The organism is Achromobacter sp. ES-001 (assembly GCF_019448355.1).
GTDB lineage: Bacteria > Pseudomonadota > Gammaproteobacteria > Burkholderiales > Burkholderiaceae_B > Achromobacter > Achromobacter spanius_B.
On sequence record NZ_CP079940.1, the window covers coordinates 2,565,085 to 2,581,268 of the forward strand.

At 66.0% G+C, this 16,184-nt stretch carries 18 protein-coding genes; 14 read left to right on the top strand and 4 right to left on the bottom strand.

The genetic code is table 11. The features are described from left to right. Positions 1-41: 41 nt before the first annotated feature. Positions 42-977, bottom strand: a complete 936-nt coding sequence (locus KYT87_RS11610) for a bifunctional transcriptional activator/DNA repair enzyme AdaA (protein WP_255594080.1) — start codon at positions 975-977, stop codon at positions 42-44. 94 nt (positions 978-1,071) lie between these two features. Beyond that, on the bottom strand, positions 1,072-1,809 hold the full coding sequence (locus tag KYT87_RS11615) for a glutamine amidotransferase (protein WP_046807171.1): 738 nt from the start codon (positions 1,807-1,809) through the stop codon (positions 1,072-1,074). Between the two features lie 169 nt (positions 1,810-1,978). Between KYT87_RS11615 and KYT87_RS11620 the strand changes: the two genes are divergently transcribed. The 3 genes from KYT87_RS11620 (at position 1,979) to KYT87_RS11630 (ending at position 4,643) form a co-directional block, all read left to right on the top strand. Beyond that, the gene (locus KYT87_RS11620) at positions 1,979-2,416 is read left to right on the top strand and encodes an NfeD family protein (protein ID WP_046807170.1); all 438 of its coding nucleotides are present in this window, start codon (positions 1,979-1,981) and stop codon (positions 2,414-2,416) included. Positions 2,417-2,503: 87 nt separating this feature from the next. Further along, positions 2,504-3,430 carry an SPFH domain-containing protein gene (locus KYT87_RS11625; protein WP_046807169.1) on the top strand — a complete coding sequence of 309 codons (927 nt, stop codon included), beginning with the start codon at positions 2,504-2,506 and terminating at the stop codon, positions 3,428-3,430. Between the two features lie 25 nt (positions 3,431-3,455). After that, positions 3,456-4,643: a GGDEF domain-containing protein gene (locus tag KYT87_RS11630; RefSeq protein ID WP_046807168.1), complete on the top strand. Its 1,188-nt coding sequence runs from the start codon at positions 3,456-3,458 to the stop codon at positions 4,641-4,643. A gap of 1 nt (position 4,644) precedes the next feature. Here the strand turns inward: KYT87_RS11630 and smpB are convergent, their stop codons facing one another. Next, positions 4,645-5,118 (bottom strand): SsrA-binding protein SmpB, encoded by a 474-nt coding sequence (gene smpB, locus KYT87_RS11635; RefSeq protein WP_006223414.1) that lies wholly within the window; start codon positions 5,116-5,118, stop codon positions 4,645-4,647. Positions 5,119-5,244: 126 nt separating this feature from the next. Between smpB and KYT87_RS11640 the strand changes: the two genes are divergently transcribed. The 7 genes from KYT87_RS11640 (at position 5,245) to KYT87_RS11670 (ending at position 10,935) form a co-directional block, all read left to right on the top strand. Continuing rightward, positions 5,245-5,679, top strand: a complete 435-nt coding sequence (locus tag KYT87_RS11640) for a type II toxin-antitoxin system RatA family toxin (RefSeq protein WP_046807167.1) — start codon at positions 5,245-5,247, stop codon at positions 5,677-5,679. Then, a complete protein-coding gene (locus tag KYT87_RS11645) occupies positions 5,669-6,016 on the top strand; it encodes an RnfH family protein (protein WP_104145647.1) in 348 nt (115 codons plus the stop codon). The genes KYT87_RS11640 and KYT87_RS11645 overlap by 11 nt, the downstream gene beginning before the upstream one ends. A gap of 276 nt (positions 6,017-6,292) precedes the next feature. Then, complete coding sequence (locus KYT87_RS11650) at positions 6,293-7,447, top strand: acyl-CoA dehydrogenase family protein (RefSeq protein ID WP_219992276.1); 1,155 nt, start codon at positions 6,293-6,295, stop codon at positions 7,445-7,447. Beyond that, positions 7,444-8,619, top strand: coding sequence for an enoyl-CoA hydratase/isomerase family protein (locus KYT87_RS11655; protein WP_046807164.1), 1,176 nt, complete (start codon positions 7,444-7,446; stop codon positions 8,617-8,619). The genes KYT87_RS11650 and KYT87_RS11655 overlap by 4 nt, the downstream gene beginning before the upstream one ends. Before the next feature lie 217 nt (positions 8,620-8,836). Beyond that, a complete protein-coding gene (gene mmsB, locus KYT87_RS11660) occupies positions 8,837-9,727 on the top strand; it encodes a 3-hydroxyisobutyrate dehydrogenase (protein ID WP_046807163.1) in 891 nt (296 codons plus the stop codon). Position 9,728: 1 nt separating this feature from the next. After that, positions 9,729-10,166, top strand: coding sequence for a PaaI family thioesterase (locus KYT87_RS11665; protein ID WP_104145648.1), 438 nt, complete (start codon positions 9,729-9,731; stop codon positions 10,164-10,166). Between the two features lie 79 nt (positions 10,167-10,245). Next, positions 10,246-10,935 (top strand): VIT family protein, encoded by a 690-nt coding sequence (locus tag KYT87_RS11670; protein ID WP_046807161.1) that lies wholly within the window; start codon positions 10,246-10,248, stop codon positions 10,933-10,935. 222 nt (positions 10,936-11,157) lie between these two features. Here the strand turns inward: KYT87_RS11670 and KYT87_RS11675 are convergent, their stop codons facing one another. Then, a complete protein-coding gene (locus KYT87_RS11675) occupies positions 11,158-12,186 on the bottom strand; it encodes a folate-binding protein YgfZ (RefSeq protein ID WP_219992277.1) in 1,029 nt (342 codons plus the stop codon). A 154-nt stretch (positions 12,187-12,340) separates the two neighbouring features. Here KYT87_RS11675 and mltG point away from each other — a divergent pair, with 154 nt between their 5' ends. From mltG to KYT87_RS11695, 4 genes are all read left to right on the top strand, one after another. Beyond that, a complete protein-coding gene (gene mltG, locus KYT87_RS11680) occupies positions 12,341-13,495 on the top strand; it encodes an endolytic transglycosylase MltG (RefSeq protein WP_219992278.1) in 1,155 nt (384 codons plus the stop codon). After that, positions 13,492-14,115 carry a dTMP kinase gene (tmk, locus tag KYT87_RS11685; RefSeq protein WP_219992279.1) on the top strand — a complete coding sequence of 208 codons (624 nt, stop codon included), beginning with the start codon at positions 13,492-13,494 and terminating at the stop codon, positions 14,113-14,115. The genes mltG and tmk overlap by 4 nt, the downstream gene beginning before the upstream one ends. After that, a complete protein-coding gene (holB, locus tag KYT87_RS11690) occupies positions 14,112-15,161 on the top strand; it encodes a DNA polymerase III subunit delta' (RefSeq protein ID WP_046806813.1) in 1,050 nt (349 codons plus the stop codon). The genes tmk and holB overlap by 4 nt, the downstream gene beginning before the upstream one ends. An 80-nt stretch (positions 15,162-15,241) precedes the next feature. Next, positions 15,242-16,012 (top strand): TatD family hydrolase, encoded by a 771-nt coding sequence (locus tag KYT87_RS11695; protein ID WP_046806814.1) that lies wholly within the window; start codon positions 15,242-15,244, stop codon positions 16,010-16,012. The last annotated feature ends 172 nt before the right edge of the window (positions 16,013-16,184 follow it).

Sequence of the window (16,184 nt, forward strand, 5' to 3'; positions counted from 1 at the left end):
CGGGGTTTTTTCTTTGGCGCACGATGCGGGGGGCGGGAGTGCTACGCCGCTTTCAATTCGCGCGCGATCAATTCCCGCTTGCGATCGATGCCCCAGCGGTAACCCGCCATGGACCCGTCCGTGCGCACCACGCGGTGGCACGGGATGGCCAGCGCAATGGAGTTGGTGGCGCAGGCGCGCGCCACCGCCCGCACGGCGCTGGGCGCACCGATGCGTTCGGCCACTTGCGTGTAGGTGACCGTGGTGCCCACCGGAATGTCGCGCAGTGCTTCCCATACCCGGCGCTGAAAAGCGGTGCCGCGCACGTCCAGCGGCAGGTCCAGCCCGCGCGACGGGTCTTCGACGAAGCTCACCACGGCGGCCACCCAGGTCTCAAACTCGGCATCCGCCCCGATCAGGTGGGCGGCCTTGAAGCGGTCTTGGAGGTTGCGGACCAGGTGTTCCGGGTCGGCGTCCAGCGAAATGTCGCAGATGCCCGTGCCGGTGGCCGCCACCAGCAAGGCGCCCAGCGAGCACTGCGCCACGGCGAAGCGGATGTCGAGGCCTTCGCCGTTCTTGCGAAAGGCGGTGGGCGTCATGCCCAGGATGGCGGGGGCGGCTTCGTAGAACCGGCCGCTGGAATTGAAGCCGGCGTCGTACATCGCGTCGGTGACGCTGGCGCTGCTTTCCAGTTGCTGGCGCGCGCGGGCGGCGCGCAGCGCGTTGGCGTAGGCCTTGGGCGTGATGCCGGTGGCTGCCTTGAATACGCGGTGAAAGTGAAAGCGGCTCATGCCGGCTTGTTCGGCCAGCGTGGACAGGTCGGGCGGCTGCTCCGCCTCAAGGGCGCGGCAGGCGCGTTCGACGACGGCGGCATGCTGTTTGTTTAACAGCTCTTTGCTTACAAGCTGTTTGCTTACTAGCTGTTTGCTTAAACCGGCTGCGGCTGCGGCTGCGGCTGCGGCGGACGGCTGCTTGCTTGCGGCGGCGATGGGGCTCATCGAAGACTCCTGACATGCGCGTAATGGATTGCGCTTTAGGTTCATGGTCTCAGTTGCCGACTAGCCTCGCACTCCGGATGTTGCGCGCCGCCGTTCAGGCCGGCGCGTAAGCGTCCAGGAAGCGGCGCAGCAGCCCCCCGGCCACGGGCGTGGCGCGCACGTTCGCGGTCAGGTCGGGAAGGTCCAGGTTTTCCGCCGCGTAACGACGGCCATAGCGATCCAGGTGGGCGCGAATGAAGTCGGGGCCAAATTCGGGATGGAATTGGGTCGAGAACACGTTGCGGCCGATGCGGATCATCTGGTGTTCGTCCAGGTCCGAGCGCGCCAGCACGGCCGAGCCGGGCGGCGGCTGCAACACGGTCTGGGCATGCAGCATCTGGGCGGGAAACGTGCCGGGCAGGCCGGCCAGCAACTTGTCGCCCGAGGCCGGCGGCAGCAGCTCGACGGTTTGCGTGCCGACTTCGCGGCCCGCCGGGTTGTAGCCCACCTTGCCGCCCAGCGCATAAGCCAGCAACTGGTGGCCGTAGCACACGCCGAACATGGGCAGCTCGGCGGCGGCGGCCTCGCGCAGCCAGGCGGCCGTGTCTTCGCTCCAGGGTTCCTTATCGGTAACCATGGCGGGCGATCCGGTGATGAGGGCGGCGCGATAGTGCGCCGGCGATTGTGGGCGCTGGCCTTCGTGCACGGCAACGATCTCAACCGCGTCGGCCGTCAGGCCGGCGGCCTGGGTCAGTTGTTCGGCATAGCCGCCGAACTGGCTTTTAAGCGTGTCGTCCGGATCGCCGGTATGCAGGATCAGGACGGGTAGGGCGGAAGGTGTTGCAGCGGTCATGGATCGATGTGCTTGAAAAGGCGGACGCGGGCCATCCGGGTGGGATCGTCGCGTCAGGCGCACATCATAATCCAGCGCCGCCGGGACCGAGGCCAACGGGCTTTCCCGTTACGTCCCGGAAATACGTACAATCCGCTCACGAATCATCCTTTCAGGCGACGTTAAGACTATGTGGATCTGGCTGGGACTGGCCGCGCTGGCCCTTATCGGGGAGTTGGCGACGGGTACTTTCTATTTGCTGCTGGTGGCCTTGGGGCTGGCGGCGGCCGGTGCTGCCGCGTGGCTTGGCACCGGGCTTGAATGGCAATTGGTGGCGTGCGGCGTGGTCTTGATGCTGGGTCTGCTGGCGCTGCGCAAGACGCGCGTGCTGAAAAAGCGCGAGGTCAATTCGGCGCGCAACGCCGACGTGAACCTGGACATCGGCCAGACGGTTTCCGTGGAATCGTGGTCCGAACAGCGCACGGCGCGTGTCTGGTATCGCGGCGCCCACTGGCAGGCCGAGCTGGCCCCGGGGCACGCGCCCCACGCCGGAGAACACACCATTACCGAACTGCGTGGCTCGACCCTGGTGCTCAAGCCCACGGGGGCGCCGGGTTCAACCAGGTAAGACCGGCTCGCGCCTCGCGCGGCCCGCAGCAGGCGTCGGGGGCTTGTTGTCCGACGCCATCGCATTAACTCAGAAGAGGTTTCAATCATGATCGATACATCCACTATCGTCCTGCTCGTCGTCGTCGCGCTGGCGATCCTGATCGTCATCAAGTCGATCGCCATCGTGCCGCAACAGCACGCCTGGGTGGTCGAACGCCTGGGCAAGTTCGACCGTGTCTTGTCGCCGGGTGCCGGTTTTGTCATCCCCTTCATCGAACGCGTGTCCTACAAGCATTCGCTAAAGGAAATCCCGCTGGACGTGCCCAGCCAGGTCTGCATCACGCGTGACAACACGCAGCTGCAAGTGGACGGCGTGCTGTATTTCCAGGTGACCGACCCGATGCGCGCATCGTATGGTTCGTCGAACTACATTTCGGCCATCACGCAGCTGGCGCAGACCACCTTGCGCTCGGTCATCGGCAAGATGGAACTGGACCGCACGTTCGAAGAACGCGATTCGATCAACAGCAACATCGTGTCGTCGCTGGACGAAGCCGCACTGAACTGGGGCGTGAAGGTGCTGCGCTACGAGATCAAGGATTTGACGCCGCCCAACGAAATCCTGCGTTCGATGCAGGCGCAGATCACCGCCGAACGTGAAAAGCGCGCGCTGATCGCGGCCTCGGAAGGCCGCCGCCAGGAACAGATCAATATCGCCACCGGCGAACGTGAAGCCGCCATTGCCCGCTCCGAAGGCGAGAAGCAGGCACAGATCAACCAGGCGCAGGGCGAGGCCGCCGCGGTGCTGGCCATTGCCGAAGCCACCGCCAAGGCCATTACCCAAGTGGCCGATGCCGTGCGTCAGCCGGGCGGTATGGAAGCGGTGAACCTGAAGGTGGCCGAGCGCTACGTCGAGGCGTTCGCCAACGTGGCCAAGGAAGGCAACACGCTGATCCTGCCGGCCAACATGTCCGACGTGGGCGGCATGATCGCCTCGGCCATGACCATCGTGAAGTCCACGCGCAACACCTGATACCGCGCCTAGCGGCGCGCCGCCCATGATCGCTCCCGTTAATTTGCTTCTGATAGCAGCACTGGCGGGGGTGCTATCGCTCTGCGTGCTGGGGTCGCTGGCTCGCAGCGGCATGGCCGGCATCCGCGAAACCATACGCGCCAACTTGCTTACGCTGTTGGCGTTTTTTACGTTTGCGCTTCAGAACACATCGGCGCCCTGGCTGGTGTCGGTTGTGGTGCCCAACGCGGCCGTGGGCCTGGCGCTGTTTTCCTATTACTCGGGCGTGCGGCGCTTGCTGGGGCTTAGCGTGCCCAAGCACCTGATGACGCTGGCATGCCTGGTGGCGCTGGTGGTGTTGCTGGCCTATACGTATGTGGACTGGCGCATCAACCCTCGCATCGTGGCGATGTCGCTGCTGCAAATGGGCTTTCTGATTGCGGTGGCGGTCACCGTCCAGCGCAATATGCCGGTGCATCGTTCGCGCTACAGCTATCGCTTCGTGTGGGCCGTGGCGCTGATCTCGGCCGCCGTCTGTGCGTTGCGGGCCGCGATCTACGCGCTGGACCTGGCGCTGCCCGAATCCTTGATGGAACCAAACGTCTGGAACATCGCCTTCCTGACGCTGGGCGTGCTGATCATGCCGTGCCTGACGCTGGGCACCATCATGATCATCCACGACCGCATGCTGGCCGACCGCGAGCAAGAGGCCAACACCGATTTCCTGACGGGCCTGATGTCGCGCAAGGCGTGGTGGTTGCAGGCCGAACGCTATTGCGCGCAGGCGCTGCGCACGCGGCGTCCGCTGACCCTGCTGCTATTGGATATCGACCATTTCAAGCGCATCAACGACACGCATGGCCATGTGGCGGGCGATGCCGTGCTGCGCCATTTCGGCCTGCTGGCCACCGCCACCTTGCGCACGGGCGACCATGTCGGGCGCGTGGGCGGTGAGGAGTTCGGGGTGTTGTTTCCGGATATGCGCGGCGACGCCGTGCTGGATGTGGCGGCGCGCCTGCTCGATTCCGTGCGGCGCACGCCTTGCGCGCATGGCGGCAGCACCATTTCGTACACGTTCAGCGCGGGCGTGGCCGAATGGGTGCCCGGCGAAAACCTGCAAGTGTTTTTCGAACGCGCCGACCGCAAGCTCTATGCCGCCAAGGCGGCGGGGCGCAACCGCATCGTGGGGCCGGCCGAGCAGGCAGAGCGCCTGGTCATGCCGGCCGCGGCCTGAATCAATCGTCTTTGTCTTTGCGGGGTGCGCGCGTGTCGTGCTTCATGATGCGTTCTTTCTCGCGCTGCCAGTCTTTTTCGCGGGCGGTGTCGCGCTTGTCGAACAGCTTCTTGCCCCGGCCCAGCGCGAAGTCCAGCTTGATGCGGCCATTCTTGTAGTGCAGGTTCAGCGGCACCAGCGTGTAGCCGCGCTGCTCGACCTTGCCGATCAGCTTGCTGATTTCTTCGGCCTTGAGCAGCAGCTTGCGCGTGCGCATGGCATCGGGGTGGATGTGGGTGGACGCCGTGGGCAGCGGGCTGACGTGCATGCCCAGCAGGTACAGTTCACCATCGCGTACGATGACGTAGCTTTCCTTGAGCTGCACGCGGCCGTCGCGAATCGCTTTGACTTCCCAGCCTTGCAGGACAAGGCCGGCTTCATAGCGGTCTTCGATGAAATAGTCGTGCGTGGCCTTGCGGTTGTCGATAATGCTCATAACGCCTTTTTGCGCATAACGCCTTTTTTGCTCATAACGGCAATTTGCGGGCTGCAAAGCGCCACATTAGGCTCATGTTGCGCGGTGCCGGTAAAATCTTGCCATTCTAGCCATTTGCGATAGTCGATGCACAAAGTACAACGATCCGTCCTGGTGCCTTACAGCGCCGCCCAGATGTTCGACCTGGTTGCCGACGTGGAGAAGTACCCCGAGTTCATGCCGTGGTGCGGCGGGGCCGAGGTGCAAAGCCGCGACGAACATGGCATGCAGGCCTCTATCCTGATCAGTTTCGCGGGCATGAAGCAGCGCTTCACCACGCGCAATACCCACGTCTATCCCGACCGGATCGACCTGGAACTGGTGGATGGCCCGTTCTCCAGCCTGGTCGGGCACTGGGAATTCCAGGCGCTGGCCGAAGATGCCTGCAAAGTCCTGTTCACCATGGAATACGCGTTTTCGAACCGCGCGCTGGAAATGGTGGTGGGGCCGGTGTTCAACCGCATTGCCACCAGCTTTATTGATTCCTTCACCAAGCGGGCGCAGGCCAAATATGGCGAATGAGCCCTCTGACGCGGCGTTGCTGAACGTCAGCGTTTGCTATGCCTTGCCCGGCCACGTGTGGCTGCGCGAACTGCGCCTGCCTGACGGTGCCACGGTAGCGGACGCGCTGGCGGCCAGCGGGTTTGCGCAGGCGTTTCCGGTGGTGCAGCCCTGGGAACGCGGGGTGGGCGTGTTTGGCCGCGCCGCCGAACCGCAATCCCGGCTGGCCGAGGGCGACCGCGTCGAAATCTACCGGGGCCTGAGCTTCGACCCCAAGGAATCGCGCCGCCGCCGCGCCGAACACCGTCGGACCAAGACGGCCAAGAACGGCCGGGTTCGGCCCGCGGGCTTGCTGTAGGCCGCTTTCTGTAGACCCCTTCTGTAGGCCCCTTGTGCAGGCCGCCTTGTGCAGGCCACCTTCCGCAGGCTGCTCTCCGGGCCGGGCCGGCGCCGCCGGACATTGTCACCAACAAGACAAATACCGCCCCGGCATCCGGCGTAACATAAACGCGGTTTCATATTTACGTTTACGTTAACGTCATGCCAGAATCCATCTTGCCACGGCGATGGGCGGGCGTTCACGAGACGACCCGCAACGCCAACAGACAATACCGACACCAACAGGAGACAGGCTGTGGACTTGGAACTGACCGACGAGCAGCGCGCGTTTGCGCAAGCCGCCCGCGACTACGCCGAGGGCGAACTGGCCCCTCACGCCGCGCGCTGGGACGCTGAAGGCATTTTTCCGCGCGAGGCCTTCGCCCGGGCGGGCGAAATGGGCTTTTGCGCCATCTACGCCAGCGAAGAAATCGGCGGCCTGGGCCTGCCGCGCCTGGACGCCACCCTGGTGTTCGAGGAAATGGCCGCCGTGGACCCGTCCACGACTGCGTTCCTGACGATACACAACATGGCCACCTGGATGGTCGGAAAATGGGGCCAGCCCGCCCTGCGGGAGGCTTGGGGCCCGCTCTTGGCCAGCGGCCAGAAACTGGCTTCTTACTGCCTGACCGAACCGGGCGCCGGGTCGGACGCCGCGTCCCTGTCCACGCGCGCGCAGCGCCAGGGTGATGACTACGTGCTGAACGGCGCCAAGGCGTTCATTTCGGGCGGGGGCGACACGGACCTGCTGGTCGTCATGGCACGCACGGGCGGCGATGGGGCGGGCGGTATCAGCGCGTTTGCCGTGCCCGCCGACAGCCCGGGCATCAGCTACGGCCGCAAAGAAGAAAAAATGGGCTGGAACAGCCAGTCCACCCGCCCCATCACTTTTGAAAACGTCCGCGTGCCGGCCGCCAACCTGCTGGGCCAGGAAGGCGAAGGCTTCAAGATCGCCATGAAGGGCCTGGACGGCGGGCGCATCAATATCGGCACTTGCTCGGTGGGCGCGGCCCAGGGCGCGCTGGACGCGGCCCGCCGCTACATGGACGAACGCCGGCAGTTCAACCGCCGCCTGGCGGAATTCCAGGCGCTGCAATTCAAGCTGGCGGACATGGCCACCCACCTGGTGGCGGCACGCCAGATGGTGCGGCTGGCGGCCTGCAAGCTGGACGGCGGCGCGCCGGACGCGGCCACCTATTGCGCCATGGCCAAGCGCTTCGCTACCGACATGGGCTTCCAGATCTGCCTGGACGCGCAACAGATTCATGGCGGTTACGGATACTTGAAGGACTATCCCTTGGAGCGTCTGGTGCGCGATACTCGCGTTCATCAGATTCTGGAGGGCACCAACGAGATCATGCGCGTGATCATTGCCCGCCAATTGTTGGAAAAAGGAGCCGACATAAGATGAATGCACCGGTGTTGTTCGAAGAAAGAAGCGCGGCGAACGGCATGCGGTTCGGGATTGCGACGCTGAACGCGCCGCAAACCCTGAACGGCCTGTCGCTGGAAATGGTGGACTTGCTGGCAGAGCGCCTGGACCAATGGGCGCGCGATCCGGGCGTGGCCCTGGTGGTCTTGCAAGGCGCGGGCGAAAAGGCTTTCTGCGCGGGCGGCGACCTGCACGGCCTGTACCGCAGCATGACCGAAAACGCGGGTAAAAGCGGCTGGAGCAACGCCTACGCGCGCCGCTTCTTCGAGCACGAATATCGGCTGGACTACCGCATTCACACGTATCCGAAACCCGTGCTGTGCTGGGGCCACGGCATCGTCATGGGCGGCGGCATCGGCCTGATGATGGGCGCCAGCCATCGCGTTGTCAGCGAAAGTTCGCGCCTGGCGATGCCGGAAGTCTCGATCGGCCTGTTCCCGGACGTGGGCGGCAGCTGGCTGCTGAACCGCATGCCGGGCCGCATCGGCCTGTTCCTGGCGCTGACCGGCGCGCAGATGAACACGGCGGACGCGTTCTTTGCGGGCCTGGCGGACTTCCGCCTGAACCACGCCGACTGGCCGCGCCTGCTGGCGTCGCTGGAAGAACAGCCGTGGGCGGGCAAGCCGGCCGGCGCCTCGGACGAGGCCATGGCGCCGCGCTCCATCAACGACGGCCTGCTGCGCCGCGCGCTCACCGCGCTGGAACCGCAAACGCCGCTGGAACCCGGCCACCTGCGCCAGCATTCGTTCCTGATCAACAACCTGTGCACGGGCAACCGGCTGGACGAGATCTACGAAGAACTGGCGCTGCTGAAAGACCATGAAGACCCCTGGCTGGCGCGCGCCGCGACGACCATGCTGGCCGGTTCCCCCGGTTCGGTGCGCCTGGCCTTCGCCTTGCAGCAGCGCATGCGCCTGCGCTCGCTGGACGACGTGTTCCGCGCCGAATACATCGCGGCGCTGGCGTGCACGGCCCATGGTGATTTTGCCGAGGGCATCCGCGCCTTGCTGATCGACAAGGACAAGAAGCCGCGCTGGAACCCCGCGGTGATCGACGTCGCAACCGACGCCTGGGTGCAAAAGTTTTTCGAGGAACCCTGGCGCGAGGGCGAGCCGCATCCCTTGGCCGACCTGGGACAGGAAGGGCGCTGATTGCCTCGGCCGGCCCGTACGCGCGGGTCGGCGTGCCGCGCATACCCCGCCGAGGAACCTCCGCGTAGCCTCGCGTACCCGCGTATCCCGATAGACGAGCCGCGCCCGTCATGCAGGTCACGATGAATCCATACCTAAAGCAAGAACAACAGCAATAGCAATAGCAATAGCAAGCCATAGCCATAGCCATAGCCATAGCACCAGGAGACAAAACATCATGAGCAGTATCGCGTTTATCGGTTTGGGCAACATGGGCGCGCCCATGGCATTGAATCTGATCAAGGCCGGACATAGCCTGACGGTCTTTGACCTGGTGCCGGCAGCGGTGAAGCTGCTGACCGATGCCGGCGCCAGCGCCGCGGCATCGGCGGCGGAAGCGGTCAAGGGCGCGGACGTTGTCGTGACCATGCTGCCCGCCAGCAAGCACGTCGAAGGGCTGTACCTGGACCACGACCTGCTGGGCAAGATTTCGGCCAGCGCGCTGGTCATCGATTGCAGCACCATCGCGCCGGACACGGCGCGCAAGGTGGCGCAGGCCGCCGAGGCGCGTGGCATTGCCATGATCGACGCGCCGGTCTCCGGCGGCACGGCGGGCGCGGCGGCGGGCACGTTGACGTTCATTGTGGGCGGCCCCGCAGCCGCGCTGGAACGCGCCCGGCCCGTGCTGGAAAAAATGGGCAAGAACATCTTTCATGCCGGCCCAGGCGGCGCGGGCCAGGTGGCCAAGATCTGCAACAACATGCTGCTCGGCATCCTGATGGCTGGTACGTCCGAGGCCCTGGCGCTGGGCGTGGCCAACGGGCTGGACCCCAAGGTGCTGTCGGACATCATCGCCAAGAGCTCGGGCCGCAACTGGGCGACCGAACTCTACAACCCGTGGCCGGGCGTGATGGACCATGCGCCCGCGTCCAAGGGCTACGCCGGCGGTTTCGGCGTGGACCTGATGCTGAAGGACCTGGGCCTGGCCGCCGAGGCCGCGCTGTCCACGCGCGCCTCAATCCCGCTGGGCGAACTGGCCCGCAACCTGTATTCGCTGCATAGCGCGGGCGGCTCGGGCAAGCTGGATTTCTCCAGCATCGTCAACCTGGTCAAGCGCGAGCAAGACTGACATGGCCGCGCCGCAAGCGTCGGCTGATCCCGCCGCGCGGGTCAAGGCCAGCTTCGACCAGCAGACCGTCATGCGGCTGCTGGGCGCGCGGTTGGATGTGGTGGAGCCGGGCAGGGTGGACATCGGGCTGCCTTACCGGGCCGACCTTTGCCAGCAAAACGGCTTTCTGCACGCCGGCATTTCCACCACGATTGCGGACAGCGCGGGCGGTTACGCTGCCTACACGCTGTTTGGCCCGGGTGAAGACGTACTGACCTCGGAGTTCAAGATGAACTTCCTGGCGCCGGCCAAGGGCGACCGCTACGTGGCCAGCGGCCGCGTGGTCAAGCCGGGCAAACGTCTGTCGATCTGCCAGGTGGAAGTACATGCCTACGAAGGTGAGCAAGCCACGCTTTGCGTGATAGGCTTGCTCACCGCGGTGCGCGTGACACCGCGATGACTCCGGCGCGCCACGCGCCTGGCCCTTTCATGGGGCAGGTGCGTGTCGCGCTTGTCACGCGTTGCATGGGTACCGGGTAATGCCAGCCAAAGAACATCACCGAATTTTCCGCAGCAACTGGCTGCGCGCCGCCGTGCTGGGCGCCAATGACGGCATCGTGTCTACCGCCAGCCTGATCACCGGGGTGGCCGCCGCGCAGGCCTCGCATGGCGCAATCCTGACGTCGGGCCTGGCGGGGCTGGTGGCCGGCGCCTTATCGATGGCGGCCGGCGAATACGTGTCCGTCCGGTCACAGGCCGACACCGAAGCGGCCGACCTGCGGATGGAACAGCGCTCGCTGAAGGGCAACTCGGAAGAAGAGCTTGCCGAACTGATCGATATCTATGTGGACCGGGGCTTGACCCGGCAGCTGGCGACGCAGGTGGCGCGGCAACTGACCCGCCATGACGCGCTGGACGCGCATGCGCGCGATGAACTAGGCATTTCCGTTCATAACCGCGCGCGGCCCGTGCAGGCGGCCGTGGCGTCCGCCGCGTCGTTCGCGGGCGGCGCGGCGCTGCCTTTGGTCGTGGCCGTGGTGGCGCCGGTCCCGCAACTGATCGGCTGGGTAATCGGCGCGTCGGTGCTCTGTCTGGCCGGCTTGGGCACGCTGGCCGCGCAGGCGGGCGGGGCGCCCAAGGGGCCCGCCGCGCTACGCGTGACGCTGTTGGGCGCTTTTGCAATGGCGGCAACGGCAGGCGTCGGCGCGCTGTTTGGGGTGGCGGTCTGACGTTATGTGGGACGGCGGTCTGACGTTATGTGGGACACGCGGCGGCGCAAAGCACGCCCGCGTCCGGTTGCCGTGGCGCAAAGCACGCCCGCGTCCGGTTGCCGTGGCGCATAGCGCGCCCGCGTCCGCTTGCCACGGCGCAAAGCGCGCCCGCGTCCGCTTGCCACCGCGTATTGCCGCAACGCGCCGCCGGCCCTGGCGCGCGTCCGCGTCCGCCTTAACTCAAGGCGTAATGGAATACGGCAGCGGCCCAACGTTGATGCGCGGGCCGTCCTGGGCGCCCAGGCGCAGGTCCCCCTGGGGCAGCGCGGCAAGCGTGGTTTCGAACAGCACTGAAGCCACGCCGGCTTCGCTGGCGGCATCCACGACGCGGCCGATGGGCTCGCCCGGCTGGGTGGCGTCGAACACGTCCACGCCGGCCAGCGCCGCGCTTTGCCCGCCCGCTTGCTCGCCGGCCTGATCAATGGTGCCGTACGCCATGCGCCGCTTCACGGTGCCACGGTAATGGCTGCGCGCCACCACTTCCTGGCCCGGGTAACAGCCCTTGGTGAAGCTCACGCCCTGAACCAGCTCCAGGTTGACGGTCTGCGGGATGAATACGTCCTGCGTCGCCGAGGCAATCCACGGAATGCCCGCGGCAAGATCAGCCACCTGCCAATGCGTAGCGGGCGCCAGGCTTAGCGCGCCGGCCAATGCCGAAGACTGGGCCAGTTGTTCGTCCGAAGCAATCCACCACCAGCGCAGGCGGGTATCGGCCGACGGGGCGGCGATCCAGGTGCCCGACGGCAGGTCCACGCGCTGCCACGGCGCTCGCGGCAGCGCGCCAGTTACGGATTCCAGGGCGGCAGCTTGTTCGGTGGTGGCCTGCACACCCGCCACGTTCAAGGCGGTTGCGGCCAGCTTGACCTTGGCGCGCAGCACGAACATGGACAGGCGCTTGAGCAACGTTTCGGAAAGGTCGCGGCGGACCAGCCCATACAGTTGCGGGGCGTCGTCGGCGCCGGGGGCGGCGCGCCACATGACCAGGGTGGCCAGAAGGCGGCCCTTGGCCGTGCAGTAGCCCGCCAGGCGGGCGGTGTCCAGCGGCAGGCCGGTAACGTCTTGCGTCAGTTGGCCGTGCAGGAAAGGAAGTGCGTCGGCGCCGGACGCGCTGAAGACCAGAAAATCATCCAGCGGCGCGCACGGAGCGGACGGGGCACCCGTCGCGCAACCTTCGGCGCTGGCAGGAATCGAAGAATAGAAAGCGTGCATGGCGGCGGTGTGATCACGTCATCAAAGTGCAGATGATAGCCGCCTTCACCGCGTCATTGGCCCCTTGCCCACGCCGCGCAAAGGGCCGCCCCGTAACGTCTGGCCCCGGTTTTGCCACGACAGGTCCGCGCGATCCATTAAACTTCTGGGACTTATGAAGAAGCGACTCCGTTTTTACGTCTTGTGGTCATTCCTGCTGATCGTGATCGCCGCCGCCGCAGCGGTTGGCGCCGCCTGGAGCTGGATGCATCGCCCCATGCATCTACCCGCCGACAGAATCGACTTTGTGGTGGACCCGGGCAGTAGCCCGCGCACGGTCGCGCGCGCGCTGAACGCCGTGGGCGTGCCCATCTGGGAGCCCGGTTTTGTCTGGATGGCGCGCCTGTCCGAGCAGGACAAACTGCTGAAGGCCGGCGGCTATCAGGCCATCAATGGCGACTCGCCCTGGCAACTGCTGGAACGCATGGCGCGGGGCGACATGACCCAGCGCCAGATCACCTTTCTTGAGGGCTGGACGTTCCGCCAGATCCGCCAGGCGCTGCGCGAGCACCCCGACGTCAAGCAGACGCTGGGCGAAGTCAGCGACGAAGAGTTGATGACGCGCCTGGGTTCCGACATCAAGCATCCCGAAGGGCTGTTCTTTCCCGACACCTACATCTTTACCCCGGGCAGCACCGACTACGACCTGCTGCGCCGCGCTTATCAGGAAGGCCAGCGCATTTTGCAGGACACCTGGGCCAAGCGGCAGGCGGACCTGCCCGTGGCCACGCCTTACGAGGCCCTGGTGCTGGCGTCCATCATCGAAAAGGAAACGGGGCACGGGCCGGACCGCCGCCGTGTGTCCGGCGTGTTCACCAACCGCCTGAAGATCGGCATGCTGTTGCAAACCGACCCCACTGTGATCTACGGCATGGGCGACGCCTACCAGGGCCGTATCCGCAAGCGTGATTTGCAGACCGATACGCCGTGGAATACCTACACGCGACCCGGCCTGCCGCCCACGCCCATCGCGGCGGCGGGCAGGGCGGCGCTGCTGGCGGCGGTGCAGCCCGAGCAACACAAGTATCTGTTCTTCGTGTCGCGCGGCAATGGCACCAGCGAATTCGCCGAGAACCTGTCCGGCCACAATCGCAACGTGTCGCGCTACATCCTGGGCCAGGGCGCCCGCCCGACCCCGACCCCGACGCCTACGCCGAGCCCCGCGTTGACGCCCGCGACCCCCCCGGCCACCGCGCCCGTCACCGTGCCGGACGGCCCCGGCGCGGCGACGGACTCCGAAACCGACACACCTGAAGGACAAGACCAATGACCTCTCGCGGACGCTTCATTACGCTGGAGGGCGTGGACGGCGCCGGCAAAAGCACGCATACCGACTGGATCGCGGACTTCCTGCGCAGCCAGGGGCTGGACGTGGTCTCCACGCGCGAGCCGGGCGGCACGCCCCTGGGCGAAAAGCTGCGCGCGCTGGTACTGACCGATCAGATGGGCCTGGATACCGAAACCCTGCTGATGTTCGCGGCGCGCTGCGAACATGTGCGGCAAGTCATCGAACCGGCCCTGGCGCGTGGCGCCTGGGTGGTGTGCGACCGCTATACCGACGCCACTTACGCCTACCAGGGCGGCGGCCGCGAGTTGGGCGCCGAGCGGGTGGCCGTGCTGGAACAATGGATGCACGCGGGCCAACCCGATCGCACCTGGCTGTTCGACGTTCCCCTGGAAGTGGCGCGCGCCCGGCTGGCCGATGCGCGCGAGCCCGACCGCTTCGAACGCGAAGGCGCTGCCTTCTTCGAGCGCACCCGGCAGGCGTATCACGCCCGCGCCCAGGCTAACCCCGACCGCATCCACATCATCGACTCCACCCAGTCCATCGCCCAGATCCGCACGGAACTGGAAGCCGGGCTGCGGGCGTTGCTGGCCGCGACGACATGAGCGCGCCCCAGTTCCTGCCGTGGCAAATGGAGACGGCGCGTGCCTGGCTGGGCAACCGCGACCGCTTTGCGCACGCCTGGCTGGTGCACGGCCTGGCCGGCATCGGCAAGCTGGATTTCGCGATTGCCGCCGCTGCCAGCCTGCTGTGCGAAACCCCCGATAACGGCCTGGCCTGCGGCCACTGCGCCGCCTGTGCCTGGTTTGCCAGCGGCAACCACCCTGATCTGCGCCGCATCCGCCCCGAGGCCGTGGCCGTGGAAGAGGGCGCGGACGCCGCCGAGCCTGCCGAGGACGCCGAACCGACCTCGGGCGCGGCCAAGCGAGCCCCGTCCAAGGAAATTCGCATCGACCAGATCCGGTCGCTGGAGTCCTGGTTCAACACCGCCACGCACCGGGGCGGATGGCGCGTGGCGCTGCTGTACCCGGCGCACGCGCTGAACGTGGTGTCTTCCAACGCCTTGCTCAAGGTGCTGGAAGAACCGCCTCCCCATACCGTTTTCCTGCTGGTTGCCGACGCGCCTGACCGCCTGCTGCCCACGCTGGTATCGCGCTGCCGGCGCTTGCCCTTGCCGGCGCCCGACCCCGATACCGCGCTGCAATGGCTGCGCGCGCAGAACGTAGAGCCGGCGCGGGAATGGCTGGCGGCCGCGGGCGGCGCGCCGCTGGCTGCGTTGCGGCTGGCGCAGGCGGGCGATACGCCTTGCCCGCCGTGGCTGTCGCAACTGATCAACCCCTTGGCGCAGGGGCAGGCACCTGATGTCGGCACGATGGCCGAAACGCTGGAAAAGGTGCCGGCCACGGAATGGATCGACGCCTTGCAGCGCCTGTATACGGATCTGATGCTGGCCAGCGCCGGCGCGCCCGTGCGGTACTTTCCGGCGTTGGGCGCGGGCGTGGCCAAGGTGGCCGCGCGCATGAACACGGCCCGCGTGGCCGAGGCGGCGCGCTGGCTGACGCGGCAGCGCGCGCTGGCCACCCACCCGCTGAACGCCAAGCTTTTCGCGCACGCCACCCTGCAACGCGTGGTGCTATCCTGCCAGGCGTAAGTCCCTGATTCAGCGGCGCTTTGCCTGTTGCGATTTCCTTTCGCAGCGGCCGCGCCGCGATCACTTTATGTAGTCACATCATGTACGTCGATTCGCACTGTCATTTGAATTTTCCTGAACTGGCTGCCGATCTGCCAGCCATTCTTGAGCGCATGGCCGCCAACCAGGTCAGCCACGCGCTGGTCGTCAGCGTCAACATGCCCGAATGGCCCGGCCTGATGTCGCTGGTGGAGCCCCAGCCCAACCTGTGGGCCTCGGTGGGCGTGCACCCCGATTACGAAGACACGCCCGATCCGTCGCCCGAAGAGCTGGCGCGCTTGTCGCAACACCCCAAGGTGGTGGCCATTGGCGAAACCGGGCTGGATTACTACCGTTTGTCCGAACCGCTGGATTGGCAGCGCGAACGCTTTCGCCGGCATATCCGCGCCGCGCGCGACACCGGCTTGCCGCTGATCGTGCACACGCGTTCATCCGCCGAAGACACGGTGCGCATGCTCAAGGAAGAAAAGGCAGCCGAGGTGGGCGGCGTGATGCACTGTTTCACCGAAACCTGGGAAGTGGCCCAGGCCGCGCTGGACCAGAATTTCTACATTTCGTTGTCGGGCATCGTCACGTTCAAAAACGCGCAGATCGTGCACGAAGTGGCCAGCAAGGTGCCGCTGGACCGCCTGCTGATCGAAACCGATTCCCCGTACCTGGCGCCGGTGCCGTATCGCGGCAAGCTGAATGACCCGTCCAAGGTGATCCACGTGGCCGAAAAGATTGCGGACCTGCGAGGCATCCCGGTGGCCGACGTGGCGCGGGCGTCCACGGAGAACTTCTTCAAGCTGTTCGGCAAGATCAAGAAGTAAGAAGTAAGAAGTAAGAAGTAAGCAGTAAGCAGTAAGCAGTAAGCGCGGTGCGCAAAGACATACCGTTCAAAGACATACCGTTCAAAGACATACCGTTCAAAGACATACGGTTTGAATGCACGCCATCGGCCAGGCCAGAAACCCGGCCTTCAGGCCGCCGCCCACCTAACCC

Bases quoted from the DNA above. Each gene is read 5' to 3' on its own strand.
- mltG (WP_219992278.1), top strand. From the start codon at position 12,341: ATGAAGAAGCGACTCCGTTTTTACGTCTTGTGGTCATTCCTGCTGATC.
- mmsB (WP_046807163.1), top strand. From the start codon at position 8,837: ATGAGCAGTATCGCGTTTATCGGTTTGGGCAACATGGGCGCGCCCATG.
- KYT87_RS11695 (WP_046806814.1), top strand. From the start codon at position 15,242: ATGTACGTCGATTCGCACTGTCATTTGAATTTTCCTGAACTGGCTGCC.
- KYT87_RS11655 (WP_046807164.1), top strand. From the start codon at position 7,444: ATGAATGCACCGGTGTTGTTCGAAGAAAGAAGCGCGGCGAACGGCATG.
- KYT87_RS11670 (WP_046807161.1), top strand. From the start codon at position 10,246: ATGCCAGCCAAAGAACATCACCGAATTTTCCGCAGCAACTGGCTGCGC.
- KYT87_RS11620 (WP_046807170.1), top strand. From the start codon at position 1,979: ATGTGGATCTGGCTGGGACTGGCCGCGCTGGCCCTTATCGGGGAGTTG.
- KYT87_RS11630 (WP_046807168.1), top strand. From the start codon at position 3,456: ATGATCGCTCCCGTTAATTTGCTTCTGATAGCAGCACTGGCGGGGGTG.
- KYT87_RS11645 (WP_104145647.1), top strand. From the start codon at position 5,669: ATGGCGAATGAGCCCTCTGACGCGGCGTTGCTGAACGTCAGCGTTTGC.
- KYT87_RS11625 (WP_046807169.1), top strand. From the start codon at position 2,504: ATGATCGATACATCCACTATCGTCCTGCTCGTCGTCGTCGCGCTGGCG.
- holB (WP_046806813.1), top strand. From the start codon at position 14,112: ATGAGCGCGCCCCAGTTCCTGCCGTGGCAAATGGAGACGGCGCGTGCC.
- KYT87_RS11640 (WP_046807167.1), top strand. From the start codon at position 5,245: ATGCACAAAGTACAACGATCCGTCCTGGTGCCTTACAGCGCCGCCCAG.
- KYT87_RS11665 (WP_104145648.1), top strand. From the start codon at position 9,729: ATGGCCGCGCCGCAAGCGTCGGCTGATCCCGCCGCGCGGGTCAAGGCC.
- KYT87_RS11610 (WP_255594080.1), bottom strand. From the start codon at position 977: ATGAGCCCCATCGCCGCCGCAAGCAAGCAGCCGTCCGCCGCAGCCGCA.
- tmk (WP_219992279.1), top strand. From the start codon at position 13,492: ATGACCTCTCGCGGACGCTTCATTACGCTGGAGGGCGTGGACGGCGCC.
- KYT87_RS11675 (WP_219992277.1), bottom strand. From the start codon at position 12,186: ATGCACGCTTTCTATTCTTCGATTCCTGCCAGCGCCGAAGGTTGCGCG.
- KYT87_RS11615 (WP_046807171.1), bottom strand. From the start codon at position 1,809: ATGACCGCTGCAACACCTTCCGCCCTACCCGTCCTGATCCTGCATACC.
- smpB (WP_006223414.1), bottom strand. From the start codon at position 5,118: ATGAGCATTATCGACAACCGCAAGGCCACGCACGACTATTTCATCGAA.